The organism is Pectobacterium polaris (genome assembly GCF_002307355.1).
GTDB lineage: Bacteria > Pseudomonadota > Gammaproteobacteria > Enterobacterales > Enterobacteriaceae > Pectobacterium > Pectobacterium polare.
Map to the genome: position 1 here is coordinate 485,731 of NZ_CP017481.1, position 19,400 is coordinate 505,130.

At 51.7% G+C, this 19,400-nt stretch carries 17 protein-coding genes; 9 read left to right on the forward strand and 8 right to left on the reverse strand.

The window, feature by feature from the left end:
• Positions 1–69 precede the first annotated feature (69 nt).
• The 7 genes from BJJ97_RS02160 to tkt form a co-directional block, all read right to left on the reverse strand.
• Positions 70–795 carry an oxidative stress defense protein gene (locus BJJ97_RS02160; protein WP_039542224.1) on the reverse strand — a complete coding sequence of 242 codons (726 nt, stop codon included), beginning with the start codon at positions 793–795 and terminating at the stop codon, positions 70–72.
• A 214-nt stretch (positions 796–1,009) separates the two neighbouring features.
• A complete protein-coding gene (gene argO / locus BJJ97_RS02165; protein WP_014916729.1) occupies positions 1,010–1,624 on the reverse strand; it encodes an arginine exporter ArgO in 615 nt (204 codons plus the stop codon).
• A 249-nt stretch (positions 1,625–1,873) separates the two neighbouring features.
• Entirely contained in the window at positions 1,874–2,722 is an 849-nt protein-coding gene (gene mscS, locus BJJ97_RS02170) for a small-conductance mechanosensitive channel MscS (protein WP_095992940.1), read from the reverse strand.
• A gap of 135 nt (positions 2,723–2,857) precedes the next feature.
• Positions 2,858–3,934 (reverse strand): class II fructose-bisphosphate aldolase, encoded by a 1,077-nt coding sequence (fbaA, locus tag BJJ97_RS02175; RefSeq protein WP_039487408.1) that lies wholly within the window; start codon positions 3,932–3,934, stop codon positions 2,858–2,860.
• Positions 3,935–4,071: 137 nt separating this feature from the next.
• Positions 4,072–5,235, reverse strand: coding sequence for a phosphoglycerate kinase (gene pgk, locus BJJ97_RS02180; protein ID WP_039305500.1), 1,164 nt, complete (start codon positions 5,233–5,235; stop codon positions 4,072–4,074).
• A 72-nt stretch (positions 5,236–5,307) separates the two neighbouring features.
• The gene (gene epd / locus BJJ97_RS02185; protein WP_039487404.1) at positions 5,308–6,324 is read right to left on the reverse strand and encodes an erythrose-4-phosphate dehydrogenase; all 1,017 of its coding nucleotides are present in this window, start codon (positions 6,322–6,324) and stop codon (positions 5,308–5,310) included.
• A gap of 313 nt (positions 6,325–6,637) precedes the next feature.
• Positions 6,638–8,632, reverse strand: coding sequence for a transketolase (tkt, locus tag BJJ97_RS02190; protein WP_095992941.1), 1,995 nt, complete (start codon positions 8,630–8,632; stop codon positions 6,638–6,640).
• A gap of 410 nt (positions 8,633–9,042) precedes the next feature.
• Here tkt and loiP point away from each other — a divergent pair, with 410 nt between their 5' ends.
• Both loiP and BJJ97_RS02200 read left to right on the forward strand, forming a co-directional pair.
• A complete protein-coding gene (gene loiP / locus BJJ97_RS02195) occupies positions 9,043–9,795 on the forward strand; it encodes a metalloprotease LoiP (protein ID WP_095700683.1) in 753 nt (250 codons plus the stop codon).
• Positions 9,796–10,472: 677 nt separating this feature from the next.
• Positions 10,473–11,018 carry a helix-turn-helix transcriptional regulator gene (locus tag BJJ97_RS02200; protein WP_095700684.1) on the forward strand — a complete coding sequence of 182 codons (546 nt, stop codon included), beginning with the start codon at positions 10,473–10,475 and terminating at the stop codon, positions 11,016–11,018.
• Positions 11,019–11,077: 59 nt separating this feature from the next.
• Here BJJ97_RS02200 and speA read toward each other — a convergent pair whose 3' ends face one another.
• Complete coding sequence (speA, locus tag BJJ97_RS02205) at positions 11,078–13,060, reverse strand: biosynthetic arginine decarboxylase (RefSeq protein ID WP_095992942.1); 1,983 nt, start codon at positions 13,058–13,060, stop codon at positions 11,078–11,080.
• Between the two features lie 709 nt (positions 13,061–13,769).
• Here speA and metK point away from each other — a divergent pair.
• The 7 genes from metK to ruvX all read left to right on the forward strand — a co-directional run bounded on the left by metK (position 13,770) and on the right by ruvX (position 19,348).
• A complete protein-coding gene (gene metK, locus BJJ97_RS02210) occupies positions 13,770–14,921 on the forward strand; it encodes a methionine adenosyltransferase (protein WP_095992943.1) in 1,152 nt (383 codons plus the stop codon).
• A 249-nt stretch (positions 14,922–15,170) separates the two neighbouring features.
• Positions 15,171–15,683 carry a SprT family zinc-dependent metalloprotease gene (locus tag BJJ97_RS02215; RefSeq protein ID WP_095992944.1) on the forward strand — a complete coding sequence of 171 codons (513 nt, stop codon included), beginning with the start codon at positions 15,171–15,173 and terminating at the stop codon, positions 15,681–15,683.
• Between the two features lie 96 nt (positions 15,684–15,779).
• Positions 15,780–16,478: a deoxyribonuclease I gene (gene endA, locus BJJ97_RS02220; protein WP_095992945.1), complete on the forward strand. Its 699-nt coding sequence runs from the start codon at positions 15,780–15,782 to the stop codon at positions 16,476–16,478.
• Between the two features lie 98 nt (positions 16,479–16,576).
• Positions 16,577–17,311 (forward strand): 16S rRNA (uracil(1498)-N(3))-methyltransferase, encoded by a 735-nt coding sequence (rsmE, locus tag BJJ97_RS02225; protein WP_095992946.1) that lies wholly within the window; start codon positions 16,577–16,579, stop codon positions 17,309–17,311.
• Between the two features lie 11 nt (positions 17,312–17,322).
• The gene (gshB, locus tag BJJ97_RS02230) at positions 17,323–18,282 is read left to right on the forward strand and encodes a glutathione synthase (protein WP_010285797.1); all 960 of its coding nucleotides are present in this window, start codon (positions 17,323–17,325) and stop codon (positions 18,280–18,282) included.
• Between the two features lie 83 nt (positions 18,283–18,365).
• Positions 18,366–18,929 carry a YqgE/AlgH family protein gene (locus BJJ97_RS02235; protein WP_095700688.1) on the forward strand — a complete coding sequence of 188 codons (564 nt, stop codon included), beginning with the start codon at positions 18,366–18,368 and terminating at the stop codon, positions 18,927–18,929.
• Entirely contained in the window at positions 18,929–19,348 is a 420-nt protein-coding gene (gene ruvX, locus BJJ97_RS02240) for a Holliday junction resolvase RuvX (RefSeq protein ID WP_039487371.1), read from the forward strand. Before BJJ97_RS02235 ends, ruvX begins: the two co-directional genes overlap by 1 nt.
• Positions 19,349–19,400: the final 52 nt, after the last annotated feature.

The following is a 19,400-nucleotide window of genomic DNA, read 5'->3' on the forward strand; positions in this document are numbered from 1 at the left end:
TATTCCCGCTTGGTGACCTTTACCAGCGACCTCAAACAGGGCAGTATCATCAATGCGTTTACGCGGTAATTACTGCGTACGCTGTAGCTCAAACACGACATCCACCTGATCGTCAAAGTGAATGGTTTGCTGTTCATAGGTTTGTGCCGCTTCACTTTGCACTGCTGCGTCTGCCGTTTTAAACATCCGTGCCATTGGCATCGGCTGATAGTTGGCAACGTGATAGCGAACGCTGTAGATCGGCCCCAGCTTAGCGTTGAAGCCCTGCGCTAGCGCTTCCGCCTGACTCGTCGCCTGCTCGATGGCTTTCTTACGCGCTTCATCACGATAGGTTTCTGGGTTAGCCACGCCTAATTCTACCGTGCGAATCTCATTCAGCCCCGATTTCAGCGCCCCATCCAGCAGCTCGTTCAGTTTGTCTAACTGGCGCAGCGTGACTTCCACCTGACGCACCGCACGATAGCCTTTCAGCACCGAGCCACCTGTTTTCAGGTAGTCATATTCTGGCTGCGTGCGTAAATTGGCGGCATTTATATCTTTTTTCTCAATGCCATTTTTACCCAGAAAATCAAAATATTGTGCAACGCGGGCATCGACCTGCTTTTTCGCTTCCGCCGCATCCTTCGATGACACGCTCACTTCAATCGCCAGACGCGCGATATCCGGTGTCGCGTCTACGCTGGATGTCCCTGACGTCACGATATGCGGGCCATCCGGCAATTCCGCAGCCTGCGCGGCTATCGACACACCGCCAAATCCTATCGCAGCGGCCAGCGCCAGTGCATTGAGCTTCATCATACCTCGCTTCACACTCTCTCCTTACTTATGTTTCGTCACGCATGCCGCAGGCAGATTATCTGTGCCAACACGGTATCTTCCAGAATGAAAGAGACAAGACGGATTGCTTTACCGACCAACATAACGCATTACCAACTCCACACAATATAGGTGAATTTCTGAAACACAGCGTAAGGTGAGGTTATTTATTTCCAACCAGTATTTCCAACCATTATTGCCAGCCGTGACGTGCCAGCTGCAAGGCAATGCCCCACATCACTACGCCGACAAAAAAGTTGATGACCCGCTGTACCCTCGGTGTATTCAGCCACGGCGCCAGCCAGGAGGCCAATAGCGCCAGCGCAAAGAACCAGGTAAAAGAAGCCGTCATCGTTCCCAGCGCAAACCAGCTTCGGGCATCGTCCGCAAACTGGCTCCCCAGACTCCCTAACACAACAAAGGTATCCAGATAGACATGCGGATTAAGCCAGGTCACCGCCAGCATGGTAGCAATAATGCGCCAGCGGCTTTGTTTCATCACTTCGGCGCTGGCGAGCGCAATATTCTTACTGAAGGCCGTTTTCATCGCTCCCCAGCCAAACCAGAGCAGAAACGCAACGCCGCCCCACGTCACCGCGCCCAGCAGCAGTGACGACTGACTCAGCAACGCGCTACCGCCAAAAATACCGGCGGCAATCAAGACCATATCGCTCAAGGCACATAACAGCGCCACCATCAGGTGATACTGCCGGCGAATTCCCTGATTCATCACAAACGCATTCTGTGGCCCCAGAGGCAGAATCATCGCCGCCCCTAACAAAACGCCTTGTAAATACACCGCCCACATACTTCTCTCCTACGCCGTTTATTGTTATCGCGGGGAGTGTATGGAAGCCAATGAGATAAGTGAAATTGAATATTCTAACGCTACATTAGCTAAGCTAATGCGCTGAAGGTAGAGGCAAGCCGTGTCGGACGAGAAGATAATTTCTGACGATGCACCATGCCGATAAGGACAGGGTGCATGTCTGGTCGATCATGCCAGCGGGTTGATGCTGGCTATTTCACTGCGGCGCTAAGCTATGTAGAGGCTGCGTTATGCAGAGGGTGCATCGTTATGCAGGTGCACATCCATCTGCGGATAAGGAATGCCAATACGGTGCTCATCCAGCACGCGTTTAAAGCTTTCCAGCAGATCCCAATACACCGCCTGCGCGTCGCCGTTGGTTGTCCACACCCACACCACAAAATTCAGCGATGACGCCGCCATTTCATTCAGACGGATCGTGACGCCCTTGTCGTGCTGGATGCGTTCATCCACCGCGACAATATCGCCCAGCAGCTTTTTCACCATGTCGATGTCGGCGTCATAGGCTACGCCGACAATAATTTCGGTACGGCGATCTGGTTCACGCGAGCTGTTGATGATGTTGCCAGCAATGATCTTGCCATTCGGCACCACGATGATTTTGCCGTCAGACGTGCGCAGCGTCGTCGAGAAGATCTGTACCTGCGTAACCGAGCCGGACACGCCGCCCAAATCCACCCATTCGCCGGTACGGAAAGGCCGGAAAATCACCAGCAAGACGCCCGCTGCAAAGTTGGCTAACGACCCCTGTAATGCCAGACCAATAGCCAAGCCCGCCGCACCCAACACAGCAATCACCGATGCAGTCTGTACGCCAACCCGACTCAATACCGCAATCAGCGTGAACGCGATAATGCCATAGCGCACCAGCGCAGACAGGAAATCGGCCACGGTTGAATCGATAGAACGGTTAATCATCAGTTTGTTGATGGTGCCGGAGACGATCCGAGCGATCACCAGACCAACGATGAGGATCACTAATGCTGCGACGATATTCACGGCATACTGCAAAAACAAGCTCTGGTGTGTCACCAACCAGTCCCCTGCCTGATCCAACCCCGTATTAAGTTCTTCCATTTGAATGCTCCTGTTTTTTAATCACTGGGAAAGCATAACGCCCATAACTGAAACCGCAACATGGAGTCCCAAAAGCCCCAAAAATTAAGGCTCCCGTAGGAGCCTTAGCATCAAATCATGTTTACGTCGTCTGACTTACAGCACATCAACAGCATTAAGCTCTTTGAAGGCTTGTTCCAAACGAGTCACCATGCTTGCCTGCGAGGCACGCAGCCACACACGCGGGTCATAGTATTTCTTGTTCGGCTGATCGTCGCCTTTCGGGTTGCCCAATTGGCCTTGCAGATACGCTTCGTTTTCTTTGTAGTATTTCAGGATACCTTCCCACGTTGCCCACTGGGTATCGGTATCGATGTTCATTTTCACTACGCCGTAGCTAACGGAATCTTTGATTTCCTGAGCGCTGGAACCAGAACCACCGTGGAACACGAAGTCCAGGCTGTTGTGCGGCAGGTTATGTTTCTTAGAAACATATTCCTGAGAATCACGCAGGATGGTTGGGGTCAGCTTCACGTTACCTGGCTTGTATACGCCATGCACGTTACCGAAAGAGGCAGCGATAGTGAAACGTGGGCTGATCGCGTTCAGTTTGGTGTACGCGTAGTCAACGTCTTCTGGCTGGGTGTACAGAGCAGAAGCGTCCATGTGGCTGTTATCCACACCGTCTTCTTCCCCACCGGTACAACCCAGTTCGATTTCCAGGGTCATATCGATTTTGGCCATACGCGCCAAATATTTAGAACAGATCTCGATGTTCTCTTCCAGAGACTCTTCAGACAGGTCGATCATGTGAGAAGAGAACAGCGGTTTGCCAGTCGCAGCAAAGTGTTTTTCACCCGCATCCAGCAGGCCATCGATCCACGGCAGCAATTTCTTCGCGCAGTGGTCGGTGTGCAGAATCACTGGCACGCCATAGTGCTCAGCCATTTGATGCACATGATGAGCGCCAGAAATCGCACCCAAAATTGCCGCCTGCTGACCTTCTGCTTTCAGGCCTTTACCCGCGATGAATGCTGCACCGCCGTTAGAAAACTGAACGATGACTGGCGCGCGCACTTTGGCTGCGGCTTCCAGCACAGCATTGATTGAGTCGCTACCGACACAGTTCACTGCTGGCAAGGCGAATTTGTTTTCTTTTGCTACTGCGAAAACTTTCTGAACGTCATCACCAGTGATGACACCGGGTTTTACGAAATCAAAAATTTTAGACATGTTACGTGTCCCGTTTCGTTGGCCGTGGAGGGGTTAAAGAGGTCGATGTTAAATCGACAGGCTGTCTCGACACGAGATTGCGAACATCACATATCGAGACAACCACAGGAAAGGGGAAAAGCACCCCTTACCTTAAATTATTGCTTGGCACGTTCTTCCAGCATAACCACTGCTGGCAGTTTTTTCCCTTCGACAAATTCGAGGAATGCGCCACCACCGGTAGAAATGTAGGAGATTTTATCTGCAATACCAAACAGATCGATCGCAGCCAGCGTATCGCCGCCACCTGCAATAGAGAACGCGTCGCTATCTGCGATAGCACGGGCGATGGTCTCGGTTCCTTTACGGAAATTAGGGAATTCGAAGACGCCAACCGGGCCATTCCACAGGATGGTCTTGGCATTCTTCAGAATTTCAGCCAGACGCTCAGCGGACACATCACCCAGATCCAGAATCTGCTCTTCGTCTTTGATTGCCGTAACAGACTTCAGCGTTGCAGCTGCAGTTTCAGAGAATTCTGACGCGACACGCACATCGCTCGGTACAGGAATATCACAGGTTTCCAGCAGCTTTTTCGCTTCAGGAATCAGGTCAGCTTCGTACAGGGATTTGCCCACGTTGTGGCCTTGTGCGGCAACGAAGGTGTTAGCGATACCGCCACCAACGATCAGCTGATCGGCGATTTTAGACAGTGAATCCAGTACGGTCAGTTTGGTGGAAACTTTAGAACCACCAACGATAGCGACCATCGGACGGGCTGGTTTGCTCAAGGCTTTACCCAGCGCTTCCAGCTCACCAGACAGCAGCGGGCCCGCACAAGCGATAGTGGCAAATTTACCCACGCCGTGGGTGGAAGCCTGCGCACGGTGTGCTGTACCGAATGCGTCCATTACGAACACATCACACAGCGCCGCGTATTTCTTGGACAGGACTTCGTCGTCTTTCTTCTCGCCTTTGTTAAAGCGGACGTTTTCCAGTACAACCAGCTCGCCTTCGGCGACATCAACACCATCCAGGTAATCTTTCGCCAGACGTACAGGAGAAGACAGTTTCTCTTTCAGGTAGTCAACAACAGGCAGCAGAGAAAACTCTTCGTTGTACTCGCCTTCGGTCGGGCGTCCCAGGTGGGAAGTGACCATAACGCGAGCGCCTTGTTTCAGGGCGATTTCGATGGTCGGCAGAGAGGCACGGATGCGCGCATCAGACGTCACTTTCCCTTCTTTTACTGGTACGTTCAGATCCGCACGAATAAGAACACGTTTACCAGCCAGATCCAGATCGGTCATCTTAATTACAGACATGGTGAATCCTCTTGTTGATTCTCTTTTAAAGTTGCTTGAGCGAGATAGCGATCCCAGATCGCCACCGTCGTACTAGAAACCGCTGGCCGCCATCGCCCGTGTTGTATCCAACATCCGGTTGGCAAAGCCCCATTCGTTATCGCACCAGACCAATGTTTTAATCAGATGCTGACCACTGACCCGTGTCTGCGTACCGTCGACAATGGCACTGTGCGGATCGTGGTTAAAATCAGCCGACACTAGCGGCAATTCAGTGTAATCAACTATACCACGAAACGACTCATGCGCTGATTTTTGCAATAGTGCGTTAATTTCATTCACATTTACGGCTTTCCTGACGCTAACGCTCAGGTCAATTGCCGTGACGTTAATCGTCGGTACACGCACCGAGATCGCCTCAAAACGATCGACAAACTGCGGAAAAATACGGGTGATCCCCGCCGACAGTTTAGTATCTACCGGAATGATCGACTGGCTGGCGGCTCGTGTACGCCGCAGATCGTGATGATAAGCATCGATCACCGGTTGATCGTTCATCGACGAGTGAATCGTCGTCACCGTACCATTCTCGATACCAAAGGCATCATCCAGCAGTTTGATGACCGGGATAATGCAGTTGGTCGTGCAGGATGCATTGGAAACAATGCGGTGCCCGCTTTCCAACTGATGGTGATTGACGCCAAACACCACCGTGGCATCCAGATCCGTCGTTCCCGGATGAGAAAACAGCACTTTCTTTGCACCTGCCGCCAGATGGGCTTCCCCATCTTCCCGGCTACCGTAGACGCCGCTGCAATCCAGCACGATATCGATACCGAGTTCTCGCCAGGGCAATGGCTGAATCTCTGTCTGATGCAACAGACGAATACAGTCATCACCGACATAAAGCTGGTCGCACTCCTGACGCACATCCCACGAAAAACGGCCGTGACTGGAGTCGTACTTGAGCAAATGCGCCATGCCTTCCGCGCTCGCCAGCTCATTAATCGCCACAACCGTAATCTCGGCTCGGCGACCCGATTCATACAACGCACGTAAAACACTGCGGCCGATGCGGCCAAAACCGTTTATCGCAATACGAATCGTCATAGCGTTCCTTGTGATTCCTTGTGTCGTGGCAGAGTTACCCAGCGCATAGGATATACCCTTCTTAGACACCAGAGAACCCCTGGAGAAACGCCGTCAGCACAACAACTGAAACGCTTCAGCTAGAATAAACGAATTAACGCATAAAAGAAATATTCTCGTTTGGCACACGCCAGAAGAGTGACCTGCGTCATAAAAATGAAAAAGCCGCGATCGAGGGGCAGACAACACGCATCGAGAGGTGGGTTAAATTAAGATGAAAAAAAGCCGCCAGCGTTAGCTGACGGCTTCTCATATCGAGATTAACGCGGCGGGATTACTTCAGCAGCGCCTGCGCTTTTTCAACGACGTTATCGACAGTGAAGCCGAATTCTTCGAACAGCAGCTCAGCCGGAGCCGATTCGCCGAAGCTCGTCATGCCGACAATCGCGCCGTTCAGGCCGACGTACTTGAACCAGTAGTCCGCGATACCCGCTTCAATTGCTACGCGTGCCGATACTGCTTTTGGCAGCACTGCTTCACGATAGGCAGCATCCTGCTTGTCGAACGCATCCGTAGACGGCATGGACACTACGCGTACCTTGCGGCCTGCGGCAGTCAGTTTGTCATACGCGCCGACAGCCAGTTCAACTTCAGAACCGGTGGCAATCAGGATCAGCTCAGGTTGACCCTCGCTGTCTTTCAGCACATAGCCGCCTTTTGCCACGTTCGCCAACTGCTCAGCAGTACGTGGCTGCTGCGCCAGGTTCTGACGAGACAGGATCAGCGACGTTGGGCCATCCTGACGCTCGATTGCGTATTTCCACGCCACCGCCGTTTCCACCTGATCAGCCGGACGCCAGTTGCTCATGTTCGGCGTGACGCGCAGGCTTGCCAGTTGTTCAACCGGCTGGTGAGTCGGGCCGTCTTCGCCCAGACCGATGGAGTCGTGGGTGTAAACGTAGATGCTGCGAATTTTCATCAGCGCGGCCATACGCACAGCATTACGCGCGTATTCCACAAACATCAGGAAGGTTGCGGTGTACGGTACAAAACCACCGTGCAGCGCAATCCCGTTGGCAATCGCCGTCATACCGAATTCGCGCACGCCGTAGTGGATGTAGTTACCTGCGTGGTCTTTATCCAGTGAAACCGAGCCAGACCAGATGGTCAGGTTGCTCGGTGCCAGGTCAGCAGAGCCGCCCAGGAATTCCGGCAGCAGTTTGCCGTAAGCTTCCAGCGCGTTCTGTGACGCTTTGCGGCTGGCGATTTTCGCCGGATTCGCCTGCAAATCGTCGATAAATTTCTGTGCGTCTGCCTGCCAGTTGGTCGGCAGTTCACCGCCGGTGCGGCGTTTGAACTCAGCAGCCAGCTCAGGGTAAGCACTGGCGTAGGCAGCAAACGCCTCGTCCCAGGCCGCTTCTTTACGCTGACCGGCAGGTTTAGCATCCCATGCGGCATAAATGTCAGTTGGGATATCAAACGGCGCGTGCGCCCAACCCAGCTGTTCGCGGGAAGCCGCGACTTCCGCATCACCCAGCGGTGCACCGTGGGAATCGTGCGTACCGGCTTTGTTCGGTGAACCGAAGCCAATCACGGTTTTGCACATCAGCAGCGACGGCTTGTCGGTAACCAGCTGTGCTTCGCCGATAGCGCGCTTGATAGCGTCCGCATCGTGACCGTCTACGCCGCGCACAACGTGCCAGCCGTAGGCTTCAAAGCGGGCAGCGGTATCGTCGGTAAACCAGCCTTCAACGTGACCGTCGATGGAGATGCCGTTGTCATCATAAAACGCGGTCAGTTTGCCGAGCTTCATGGTGCCTGCCAGCGAGCAGACTTCGTGGGAAATCCCTTCCATCATGCAGCCGTCACCCAGGAAGGTGTAGGTATGATGGTTAACAATCTCGTGGCCCGGACGGTTGAACTGTGCTGCCAGCGTGCGCTCGGCAATCGCCATACCCACCGCGTTGGCAACACCCTGACCCAGCGGGCCAGTGGTGGTTTCAACGCCGGCGGTGTAGCCGTATTCAGGGTGACCTGGGGTTTTGGAATGCAGCTGACGGAAGTTTTTCAGTTCTTCAATCGGCAGGTCGTAGCCGGAGAGATGCAGCAGGCTGTAAATCAGCATGGAAGCGTGGCCGTTGGACAGCACGAAGCGGTCACGGTTGGCCCAGTTAGGGTTGGTCGGATTATGGTTAAGATAATCGCGCCACAGCACTTCGGCGATATCGGCCATGCCCATCGGTGCACCAGGGTGACCGGATTTGGCTTTCTGCACCCCATCCATGCTCAGCGCACGGATAGCATTGGCAAGTTCTTTACGAGAGGACATGCTTGACTCCAGATCGGATTGAACGGCTGCCTTTCTTGAATAATCGATAAAAAACAACAATTTAAACAAGAATGACAAAATAAATATGATTACAAATGTACATGAAAAGCAGAGGGAATGCACATGGAACCGTGAGCAAAAAACAGGGATTTATCGGCTAACGAATCAATGGCGGTTCTTTTGCCAATTGTGCAGTGGATTGCAGCGCCATACGCACTGTTTTCCAGTGGGTTTACCTTTATCCACAGCCTCTTTTTGGAACGCACCGGAAACAAAATTCATGGCCTACGGGCTATCAGAAAAAATACAAATCAGATTTTCCGATCTATTTATCAATGCCGTTTTCGGGTACCTTAAAGCCGCTTTTTTGATATTAAAAAATAAACATTAATCGTATGGAGATGATTTTTATGGCTATTCGTTCTTCTGTACTGGCGCTGTGTGTCGCAACCTTGCTGACTGGCTGCCAGAACTTAAACACCAGTACCTTAATGCAATCCGGCGCACAGGCTTTCCAGGCGGCAACACTCAGCGATGCTGATGTGAAATCGCTCAGCAATCAGTCCTGTGAGCAAATGGATAAAGAAGCAAAGATTGCTCCTGCCGACAGCAAGTACACACAGCGCCTGAATAAAATTGCAGATGCACTGGGTCATGACATCAACGGTACACCGGCCAACTATAAGGTTTATCTGACAAAAGACGTTAACGCTTGGGCAATGGCTAACGGTTGCATCCGCGTATATAGCGGCCTGATGGATATGATGAATGACAATGAAGTGGAAGGCGTTCTCGGCCACGAAATTGGCCACGTTGCGCTGGGCCATACGCGTAAAGCCATGCAGGTTGCCTATGCGGCGACTGCTGCACGTACTGCCATTGGCTCTGCGGGTGGCGTAGCGGCGTCCCTGTCACAGTCTCAACTCGCCGATCTGGGAGAAGAACTGGTTAATTCCCAATTCTCTCAAACTCAGGAAACGCAGGCAGACGATTACTCCTTCGATCTACTGAAGAAACGTGGCGTCAAGCTGGAAGGTCTGGCAAGCAGCTTTGAAAAACTTGCCAAACTGGATGCCGGTCGTGAGAGCAGCATGTTCGATTCTCACCCTTCATCAGAAGGCCGCGCGAAACACATTCGTGAACGTATTGCTGCTGGGAAGTAATTCCACGCCCTGATTACTTGCAAAACGTCTACCCAAGGGCAATTGAAAAAATCTCAATTGCCCGCTAGTCATCCGACCACTATCATCCCCATCATATTCACGGTAAGCTGTTACATAACAGCTATCTGCAATCGCTTCTATCTTCTTCATGATAGGATTTAAGAATTAATAGATATAAATAGATAGCTATTTTCAATCATATTTACTTTCCGTTCTCTTTTTAAGAAACGAATCTCGGCAGATTTCCAGATGTTGGAAGCAGCACTCCGCGAATGCGGCGGCATACGGAAAAACAGACAATCGCGATTAACACAGAGACATCCGTCGCAATAAACAAGAATGATGGAGTAACCCCCTGTATTTAAAGATAGAAATAAACCAGTAAATCAAGCATACTATGTTAAACCAATAAAATTTTTTCCAGTTTGATCATATAGATATATGATAAAACCTGTTGTCGCGCCCGCAGGTTTCTCTAGAAGCTCCACCTTTTTAGCGATTTAAAGGCATTTCAGGATCGCGATTTCTTAATAACTGGATAACATCAGCAACGATTATTGGTTTATGGCCACTTTCAGACAATAAACTCATATGTGTTAAAAATCATGGATGTGAGAATTTTCAGTAAATGCAATTTTACCACGGTGGGATTACGGGAAATCCTATCTAGTATCCCTATGCTCTCGATAAAACCCGTCAACAGGTTTACGCTGCAGCAAGGAAAGAAGAAATGTATTTTCATCATTGACGGTAGCAGCGAGGGCTTTGAGGAATACTACGAGTCGATAAGAACTCACTTTTATAATATGGCGTCGTCGTTCGTTATCATCAATAATTCACCCAATCACCCTCCCGTGTGCATTGACGAAAAAACGATTCTTATTTCAAAGTCAGCAGCCATCGATTCTTTTTATAAATTACTCGATTTCGTCCACCTTCACGACCGCCGTTTATTCAGTCCCGTCAGACTGTCAAAATCTGAATATGCCGTATTCCAGCATTGGTGTGCGGGCTACACAGCGGAAGCGATTGCCGATATCATCGGATTAAATAAGAAGTCAGTACTGAACAGCAAATCACGATTACTGAATAAATATGGCGTTCAGGATAAAAACTCTTTACTGCTTATTGCTAAAATTATCTTCAAAGACAGCGTCATTGAAGAATTTGATTCCCTTCCAAAACCAGCAACTGATATCAATATGAGTCATTCGCTTATCTGAGCGATAGACGAAAAAAAAGGGATGCTCACTCGCATCCCTTTTTACTCAGTCAGTCACACTTATTCTTCATCTTCCAAATAAGTATAGCCGTACAGCCCGGTTTCAAACTCCTCCAGGAACTGCGCCTGAAGTTCGGTATCCAGGTCAGTTTCTTTCACCTGATCGCGGAAACGGGTCATCAGCACTTTGGGGTCAAGCTGCACATACTCCAGCATGTCGGCAACCGTATTCCCTTCGTCAGATTCTTCAATCTCAACGGTGCCATCCTGGAAGACAAACACGTCAACGGTCGACGTATCGCCAAACAGGTTATGCATATTCCCCAAAATTTCCTGATAGGCCCCGACCATAAAGAAGCCCAACAACGGCGGATTTTCTGGATCGTAAGGCGGCATTGGCATCGTCGTCGCGATCCCGTCACCATCGACATAATGATCGATCGTACCATCGGAATCACAGGTGATGTCGAGCACGACAGCACGGCGCTCAGGCGGCTTGTTTAGCCCTTCCAATGGCATGACCGGGAACAACTGATCGATCCCCCATGCATCCGGCATGGATTGGAACAGCGAGAAGTTGACATACAGCTTGTCAGCCATCCGCTCCTGTAACTCATCAATCACCGGCCGGTGCGCACGGTTGCTCGGATCCAGCTGTTGCTGAATCATCTGACAGATGCTCAGATAAAGCTGCTCTGCTTTCGCACGCTGCGTCAGATCCAACATGCCGTGCGTGTACTGGGTGTGCACATCGTGCAAATCCATCTGGCTGTCATGCAGCCATTCACGCAGCGAACGGCGTTTCCCCGGCTGCTTGATTTCTTTCCAGGTTGACCACAGGCTCTCAAGCGCACGCGGAGCGCCTTCTTCCGGCTCAGTCGGGTCACTGAACTCGTTGCGTTCAACCCCGATAATATTGGAAACCAACACGGTATGGTGCGCGGTTACCGCACGGCCAGATTCGGTGATAACCGTCGGATGCGGCAACCCGTTTTCGTTACAGGCATCACCGATGCCCCAAATCACGTTGTTGGCGTATTCATTCAGGCCATAGTTCACTGAACAATCAGACTGAGAGCGTGTGCCTTCATAATCCACGCCCAACCCGCCACCGACGTCGAAGCACTGGATATTTACGCCCAGCTTATGCAGTTCGACATAGAAGCGCGCAGACTCACGCACGCCCGTCGCAATATCACGGATATTCGCCAACTGCGATCCCAGATGGAAATGCAGCAGTTGCAGGCTATCCAACCGCCCCGCTTCGCGCAGCATCTCAACCAGTTGCAGCACCTGGACCGCCGCCAGACCAAACTTGGATTTTTCACCGCCGCTGGATTGCCACTTGCCCGACCCCTGAGAAGCCAGACGCGCACGGACGCCAAGGCGCGGCACCACATTCAAGCGCTCGGCTTCTTCCAGCACCAGCCGAATTTCGGACATCTTCTCGATGACCAGATACACCTTGTGGCCCAGCTTTTCACCGATGAGTGCCAGACGGATGTATTCACGGTCTTTGTAGCCGTTACACACAATCACCGTGCGGGTCATGCCCGCGTGGCCCAGTACTGCCATCAGCTCCGCTTTTGAACCTGCTTCCAGACCCAACGGTTCACCGGAATTAGCCAGTGACTCAATGACGCGACGATGCTGGTTAACCTTGATCGGATAAACCAGAAAATACCCGCCTTCATAGCCAAACGATTCGCGAGCCTGTTTAAACGCGGCGTTAATAGAACGCAGGCGATGCTGAAGGATTTGCGGAAAGCAGAACAGCGCAGGAAGGCGCTGATGGTTATCTTTCTGCATATCTTTGACCAATCTGGCCAGATCGACGCGAGCTTCTGGTACGTCAGGATCTGGGCACACGCTAATGTGGCCGAGTTCATTGACGTCATAGTAATTATTGCCCCACCAGGCAATATTGTAAGTACGAAGCATTTCGCTGGCATTACGGTCATTCATGGCAACCTCCTGCATAGAGCGCAAATTTTCATGTTTACCCGTCGCTGACGAGCCGTGATGAATCATGTCGTCAGACATAACGAACCTCTTCTTTTTCTAGACTGCGGATCACATCAGTACCTGAATAAACAGCCCACATGAGCATACCTGCAACATGCGGCATCGACAGTGAAAAAACCGGCGTAGTGAAGTATGCCGTCACTTTATTACTCTTATTAGTGTAAAACACGTTGTCAGGCTCCGTGTTACGGGTCGATAAAACTCGTTGTGAAAACCACCGGGCGAACGTGACCAGAAAGACGCTAAACGCTTCTGGCAGAAAGAATAACAGGCAGGTTAACCAGCCCTGGAGTCCTGTGTCGAATTTAAAGACAGGCTACGTCGAGAAACGGAAAAGAAGGGTTGAGTCGCGGACGCGGTAGCGTCAAAAGGGACATATTGCGAACGCAATACACTCAGTAAACAACGGATCATTAATCCTACCACCTCCACGTGCGCCGCAGGCTATGCGGTCAGCTATCAATAAAAAATTCAAGATGTCGCGGGTTGCATCACCGCTCGCCGTTTATACCTACATGCTGCTGGAAAAGCAAAATGAAAATTACCGCTAGTCATCTCTTGTAAAAGAAAAAACGGCCGATGATAAAAGGACGATGGCGTGCTAATGCGAAAAACTACTGGCACTGAGACCAAAAGGTGACCTAAAATAGCCATCCAGATGTTAATCCGTCTATACCGATTAACTGATACACTGCTTAACGGCTTTGATTTGAAGGTAAAGAAACTCATGGCTAAACACCTTTTTACGTCCGAGTCAGTCTCTGAAGGACATCCTGATAAAATTGCTGACCAGATTTCTGATGCGGTTCTCGACGCCATTCTGGAGCAAGACCCAAAAGCGCGTGTCGCTTGTGAGACTTATGTAAAGACCGGAATGGTGTTAGTCGGTGGTGAAATTACTACCAGCGCCTGGGTCGACATTGAAGAAATTACCCGTCGTACCGTGCGTGATATTGGTTATGTCAATTCTGAAATGGGCTTTGACGCTAACTCTTGTGCCGTACTGAGCGCGATTGGCAAGCAGTCTCCTGACATCAATCAGGGCGTTGACCGCCGCGATCCGCTGGAACAAGGCGCAGGCGATCAGGGTCTGATGTTCGGTTACGCGACCAACGAAACCGACGTCCTGATGCCAGCACCCGTGACTTATGCACACCGTCTGGTTCAGCGCCAGTCAGAAGTCCGCAAGAGCGGTTCTCTGCCGTGGCTGCGCCCAGACGCAAAAAGTCAGGTTACGTTCCTGTACGACGATGGCAAGATTGCCGGCATCGATGCCGTGGTGCTGTCTACTCAGCATTCAGAAGACATCAGCCAGAAAGATCTGCATGAAGCGGTGATGGAAGAGATCATCAAGCCAGTTCTGCCTGCAGAATGGCTGTCTGCCAATACCAAATATTTCATCAACCCAACCGGGCGCTTTGTTATCGGTGGCCCAATGGGTGACTGCGGCCTGACTGGTCGTAAAATTATCGTTGATACCTACGGCGGCGCGGCACGTCACGGCGGCGGTGCATTCTCCGGTAAGGATCCGTCTAAAGTAGACCGTTCTGCTGCCTATGCTGCACGCTATGTTGCCAAGAATATCGTCGCGGCTGGTCTGGCCGATCGCTGCGAAATTCAGGTGTCCTACGCTATCGGCGTGGCAGAACCGACGTCCATCATGATCGAAACCTTCGGCACAGAGAAAGTGTCCACTGAGCAACTGACGCTGCTGGTGCGCGAATTCTTCGATCTGCGTCCTTACGGCTTAATCCAGATGCTGGATCTGCTGCATCCGATTTATCAGGAAACAGCTGCCTATGGTCACTTTGGCCGCGAACATTTCCCGTGGGAAAAAACGGACAAAGCCGCAGAGCTGCGAGCAGCTGCGGGCCTGTAATCTGGCGATGCAATAAAGACTATACCCTAAATAATTCGAGTTTCAGGCAGGCGGCAAGCGAGGGAGTCCCGATGAGCTTACTCAAGTAAGTGATTCGGGTGACTAAGCGAAGCCAACGTACATGCAACTTGAAGTATGACGGGTATAAAACGGCGAATGAGAGTTCGCCGTTTTTCATTCTGGCTTCCCCTGAATTTCCCTCCGCTTCGCCTATTGCGTCTCCCTGCCTCTCAATTTATGCTCACAGCAATGAACACACCCCGAATCCCCATTGCCAGCCATCAGGCTGTGATGCGCTGTCTGCGTGATAAATTGCAGCAGGCTAACCTCACCTTGCAGACGGACTACACCGAGCCAACAGTAAATTACCAGCAACGCGGTTCAACGGCAGGAACGGCCTGGCTGCAACACTGGGAAATTCGGCTGAATCCCGTCTTGTTGCAGGAAAACCAGCAGGCCTTTATCGATGAAGTGGTTCCCCATGAACTGGCTCACTTGCTGGTTTATGCACGTTTTGGCCGTGTCGCACCGCATGGCAAGGAATGGCGCTGGATGATGGAAAACGTGCTGTGCGTCCCGGCAAAACGCACGCATCGGTTTGCGGTGCAATCCGTACAGGGGAAAACCTTCACCTACCTGTGTGATTGCCAACGGCATGAGTTGACGATCCGTCGGCACAATCGGGTGCTGCGCGGCGAAACAGAATATCGCTGTCGTCGTTGCGGGAAAACCTTACGTCATGATGTAAAAAGTTCTATTTAAAAGGGAATTTCCAGTTTTAAAAACTGCTTTTGCATTTGCCTGCCGACGAGACATCCGGTAGTCTGCCAATTTTACAGCCAGTGGATTATTTGGAATATGCTACGCAAAATTCTCGCTATCGCCGCCGTAGGCGCGGGTCTGTTTTCGGCCACCGCGCTGGGTCAAAACATCAATAATTTTTCGCAAGCAAAAGCCGCCGCAGTCGACATTAATCGCGATGCGCCGGGTTCGTTCTACTGTGGCTGCAAGATTACGTGGCAGGGCAAAAAAGGTACGCCCGACCTTGAAGCCTGTGGCTATCAAGTGAGGAAAAATGAGCAGCGTGCCAGCCGTATCGAATGGGAGCACGTTGTACCCGCCTGGCAGTTCGGCCACCAGCGCCAGTGCTGGCAGGATGGCGGCAGAAAGAACTGTAACAGCGATCCTGTCTACCGTGAGATGGAAACCGATTTGCATAACCTGCAGCCCGCTATCGGCGAGGTAAACGGCGATCGTGGTAATGCCATGTATGGGCAATGGAACGGTGGTGCAGCCCAATATGGTCAATGCGAGATGAAGGTCGACTTCAAAAATAATCTGGCAGAACCGCCCACTCGCGCTCGCGGCCAGATCGCGCGTACCTATTTCTACATGCGCGACCGCTATCAATTACGCCTTTCCAGCCAGCAAACCCAGCTGTTCGAAGCCTGGGATAAGCAATACCCCGTCACACAGTGGGAATGTACCCGCAATCAGCGCATCGCCGCAAAACAGGGAAACCCGAATCCCTACGTTCAACAAGCTTGCCAGCGCTAGTTCGTCTACCTACTATAGCGAATCAATTTCCAGCGTAACCACCGTCAGATGACGGTGGTTTTGCGCCGTTCTATTTTATTCAAAGGTCTGAATCCAGTATGCGAGTACCACGCATTTTTCATCCCGAAACGCTCCCCCTTAACGGCGGTGAAGTCGAACTGAGTGACGATGCCGCCAATCATGTGGGTCGCGTGTTACGCATGACGACGGGTCAGTCATTGCAGCTGTTTGATGGCAGCAATCATGCCTTTGATGCAGAAATCATCGCGGCTGGCAAAAAGAGTGTGCGCGTTCGCTTCACAGCAGGTAAGTTGGAAGATAAAGAATCGCCCCTACATTTACATCTGGGACAGGTGATGTCGCGCGGCGAGAAGATGGAATTTACCATTCAGAAATCCATCGAGCTGGGCGTCAATGTGATTACACCACTGCTTTCTGAACGCTGTGGCGTCAAACTGGATGCCGAGCGTATGGAGAAAAAAATTAGCCAGTGGCAGAAAATTGCGGTCGCCGCCTGTGAGCAGTCCGGCCGCAATTGTGTGCCGTTGGTGCGGCCAGCGATGACGCTGGAAGCCTGGTGTGCAGAACAAGACAACGCGTTGAAATTGAATCTGCACCCACGCGCCACACAGAGCATCAATACGTTACCACTGCCGGTCGATCGGGTCAGGCTACTGATCGGCCCAGAAGGCGGGCTCACCGCCGGTGAAATTACCATGACCTCAGAACACGGATTCACTGATATCCTGTTGGGGCCACGCGTCTTGCGCACAGAAACCACTGCACTCACCGCCATGACCGCCTTACAGGTACGTTTCGGCGATTTGGGGTAAAGGAGAAAAGAATGATCAAACTCGGTATCGTGATGGACCCGATTGACACCATCAATATCAAGAAAGACACCAGCTTTGCCATGCTGCTGGAAGCACAGCGCCGTGGTTGGGAACTGCATTATATGGAGATGAACGATCTCTATATGCATGCAGGCGTCGCACGTGCAACAACGCGTCGCCTGAGCGTCCAGTACGATTACGACGGCTGGTACGATTTCTCCGGCGAGCAGGATATTGCGCTGGAAGAGTTGGATGTGGTGCTGATGCGTAAAGATCCGCCGTTCGATACGGAATTCATCTACGCCACCTATATCCTTGAACGTGCGGAAGAAAAAGGCACGCTGATCGTCAACAAACCGCAGAGCCTGCGTGATTGCAATGAGAAGCTGTTCACCGCCTGGTTCCCACATCTGACGCCTGATACGCTCGTTACGCGTCGTGCAGACAAACTGCGTCAGTTCCATGAAAAACACGGCGACGTCATTCTCAAACCGCTCGACGGCATGGGCGGCGCGTCTATTTTTCGTTTGAAGCAGGATGATGCCAACGTCTCAGTCATCATCGAAACGCTGACCGAACACGCAACCCGCTACTGCATGGCGCAAAACTATCTGCCTGCAATTAAAGACGGCGACAAGCGCGTGCTGGTGGTGGATGGCGAACCCGTTCCTTACTGCCTGGCGCGTATCCCGAAAAGCGGTGAGACACGTGGTAATCTGGCAGCCGGTGGTCGCGGCGAAGCGCGTCCGCTGACCGAAAGCGACTGGAAAATCGCCCGTGATGTCGCACCAACCTTAAAAGCCAAAGGCCTGATTTTCGTCGGTCTGGATATTATCGGTGACCGCCTGACAGAAATTAACGTCACCAGTCCGACCTGCGTGCGTGAAATCGAAGCGGCTTACCCGGATGTTTCCATCACCGGTATGCTGATGGACGCCATTGAAAAGCGTCTGGCTGCACGTACCCGCTAAGACCAGAGACACCTGATACGCTACCCGGCCCGCGCAATACGGGCCGTTTCTCCAACGCTGACGGATATCGATTAAAATACACAATGAATTTACAGCATCACTTCCTCATTGCTATGCCAGCGCTACAGGACTCTGTATTTAAACGTTCGGTGGTCTATATCTGCGAACATAATGAAGACGGAGCCATGGGGCTGATCATCAACAAACCGATGGATCAGTTTTCCGTGGAAAAGGTGCTGGAAAAGCTAAAAATAGACCCAACACCGCGCGATCCCGCCATCCGATTGGATAAACCCGTCTTTGTGGGTGGCCCACTGGCGGACGACCGTGGCTTTATCCTGCATACGCCCTGCCCTGGCTTCGGTTCTAGCATCAGTATTTCTGAAGACACCATGATCACCACGTCAAAAGACGTGCTGGAAACGTTAGGCACACCCCAGCAGCCGAAAAATACGCTGGTCGCCTTAGGCTATTCCGCCTGGGAGAACGGTCAGTTGGAAGAGGAACTGCTGGATAATGCCTGGCTAACAACGCCAGCCGATCAAGACATTCTGTTCCATACGCCAATTGCCGAACGCTGGCGGGCGGCGGCCAGAAAGTTGGGCATCGATATTCATAATATCTCCACTGAAGCAGGACATGCCTGATGAGCAGCAGAACCATTCTTGCCTTTGATTTTGGGACAAAAAGCATCGGTGTCGCCATCGGTCAGGAAATTACCGGTACGGCACGCGCACTGACATCGTTCAAGGCGCAGGAAGGGATACCCGACTGGCAAAAAGTGGAGAAGCTGTTGTCAGAATGGCAGCCCGATCTGGTCGTCGTCGGCCTGCCGCTCAACATGGATGGCACTGAGCAACCGCTGACAGCACGGGCACGGAAGTTCGCTAACCGACTGCATGGCCGTTTTGGCATCGCTATTGAGCTACACGATGAACGTTTGAGTACGGTGGAAGCGCGAGCCGATCTCTTCGAACGCGGTGGCTTTAAAGCACTGGATAAAGGTAGCGTAGACGCTGCCTCTGCGGTGATTATTCTGGAGAGTTGGTTCGAAGCACAGCTTTAAAGGCAATCCCGTGTAGCCAAGTCGACCACACGGGACTATATCAACGACTAAT

Excerpts from the sequence above, each read along its gene's own strand:
- ruvX (WP_039487371.1), top strand. The coding sequence starts at position 18,929 with ATGAGCAGCAGAACCATTCTTGCCTTTGATTTTGGGACAAAAAGCATC.
- epd (WP_039487404.1), bottom strand. The coding sequence starts at position 6,324 with ATGACGATTCGTATTGCGATAAACGGTTTTGGCCGCATCGGCCGCAGT.
- pgk (WP_039305500.1), bottom strand. The coding sequence starts at position 5,235 with ATGTCTGTAATTAAGATGACCGATCTGGATCTGGCTGGTAAACGTGTT.
- loiP (WP_095700683.1), top strand. The coding sequence starts at position 9,043 with ATGGCTATTCGTTCTTCTGTACTGGCGCTGTGTGTCGCAACCTTGCTG.
- endA (WP_095992945.1), top strand. The coding sequence starts at position 15,780 with ATGCTACGCAAAATTCTCGCTATCGCCGCCGTAGGCGCGGGTCTGTTT.
- BJJ97_RS02160 (WP_039542224.1), bottom strand. The coding sequence starts at position 795 with ATGAAGCTCAATGCACTGGCGCTGGCCGCTGCGATAGGATTTGGCGGT.
- BJJ97_RS02215 (WP_095992944.1), top strand. The coding sequence starts at position 15,171 with ATGAACACACCCCGAATCCCCATTGCCAGCCATCAGGCTGTGATGCGC.
- argO (WP_014916729.1), bottom strand. The coding sequence starts at position 1,624 with ATGTGGGCGGTGTATTTACAAGGCGTTTTGTTAGGGGCGGCGATGATT.
- metK (WP_095992943.1), top strand. The coding sequence starts at position 13,770 with ATGGCTAAACACCTTTTTACGTCCGAGTCAGTCTCTGAAGGACATCCT.
- mscS (WP_095992940.1), bottom strand. The coding sequence starts at position 2,722 with ATGGAAGAACTTAATACGGGGTTGGATCAGGCAGGGGACTGGTTGGTG.
- gshB (WP_010285797.1), top strand. The coding sequence starts at position 17,323 with ATGATCAAACTCGGTATCGTGATGGACCCGATTGACACCATCAATATC.
- speA (WP_095992942.1), bottom strand. The coding sequence starts at position 13,060 with ATGTCTGACGACATGATTCATCACGGCTCGTCAGCGACGGGTAAACAT.
- rsmE (WP_095992946.1), top strand. The coding sequence starts at position 16,577 with ATGCGAGTACCACGCATTTTTCATCCCGAAACGCTCCCCCTTAACGGC.
- tkt (WP_095992941.1), bottom strand. The coding sequence starts at position 8,632 with ATGTCCTCTCGTAAAGAACTTGCCAATGCTATCCGTGCGCTGAGCATG.
- fbaA (WP_039487408.1), bottom strand. The coding sequence starts at position 3,934 with ATGTCTAAAATTTTTGATTTCGTAAAACCCGGTGTCATCACTGGTGAT.
- BJJ97_RS02200 (WP_095700684.1), top strand. The coding sequence starts at position 10,473 with ATGCTCTCGATAAAACCCGTCAACAGGTTTACGCTGCAGCAAGGAAAG.
- BJJ97_RS02235 (WP_095700688.1), top strand. The coding sequence starts at position 18,366 with ATGAATTTACAGCATCACTTCCTCATTGCTATGCCAGCGCTACAGGAC.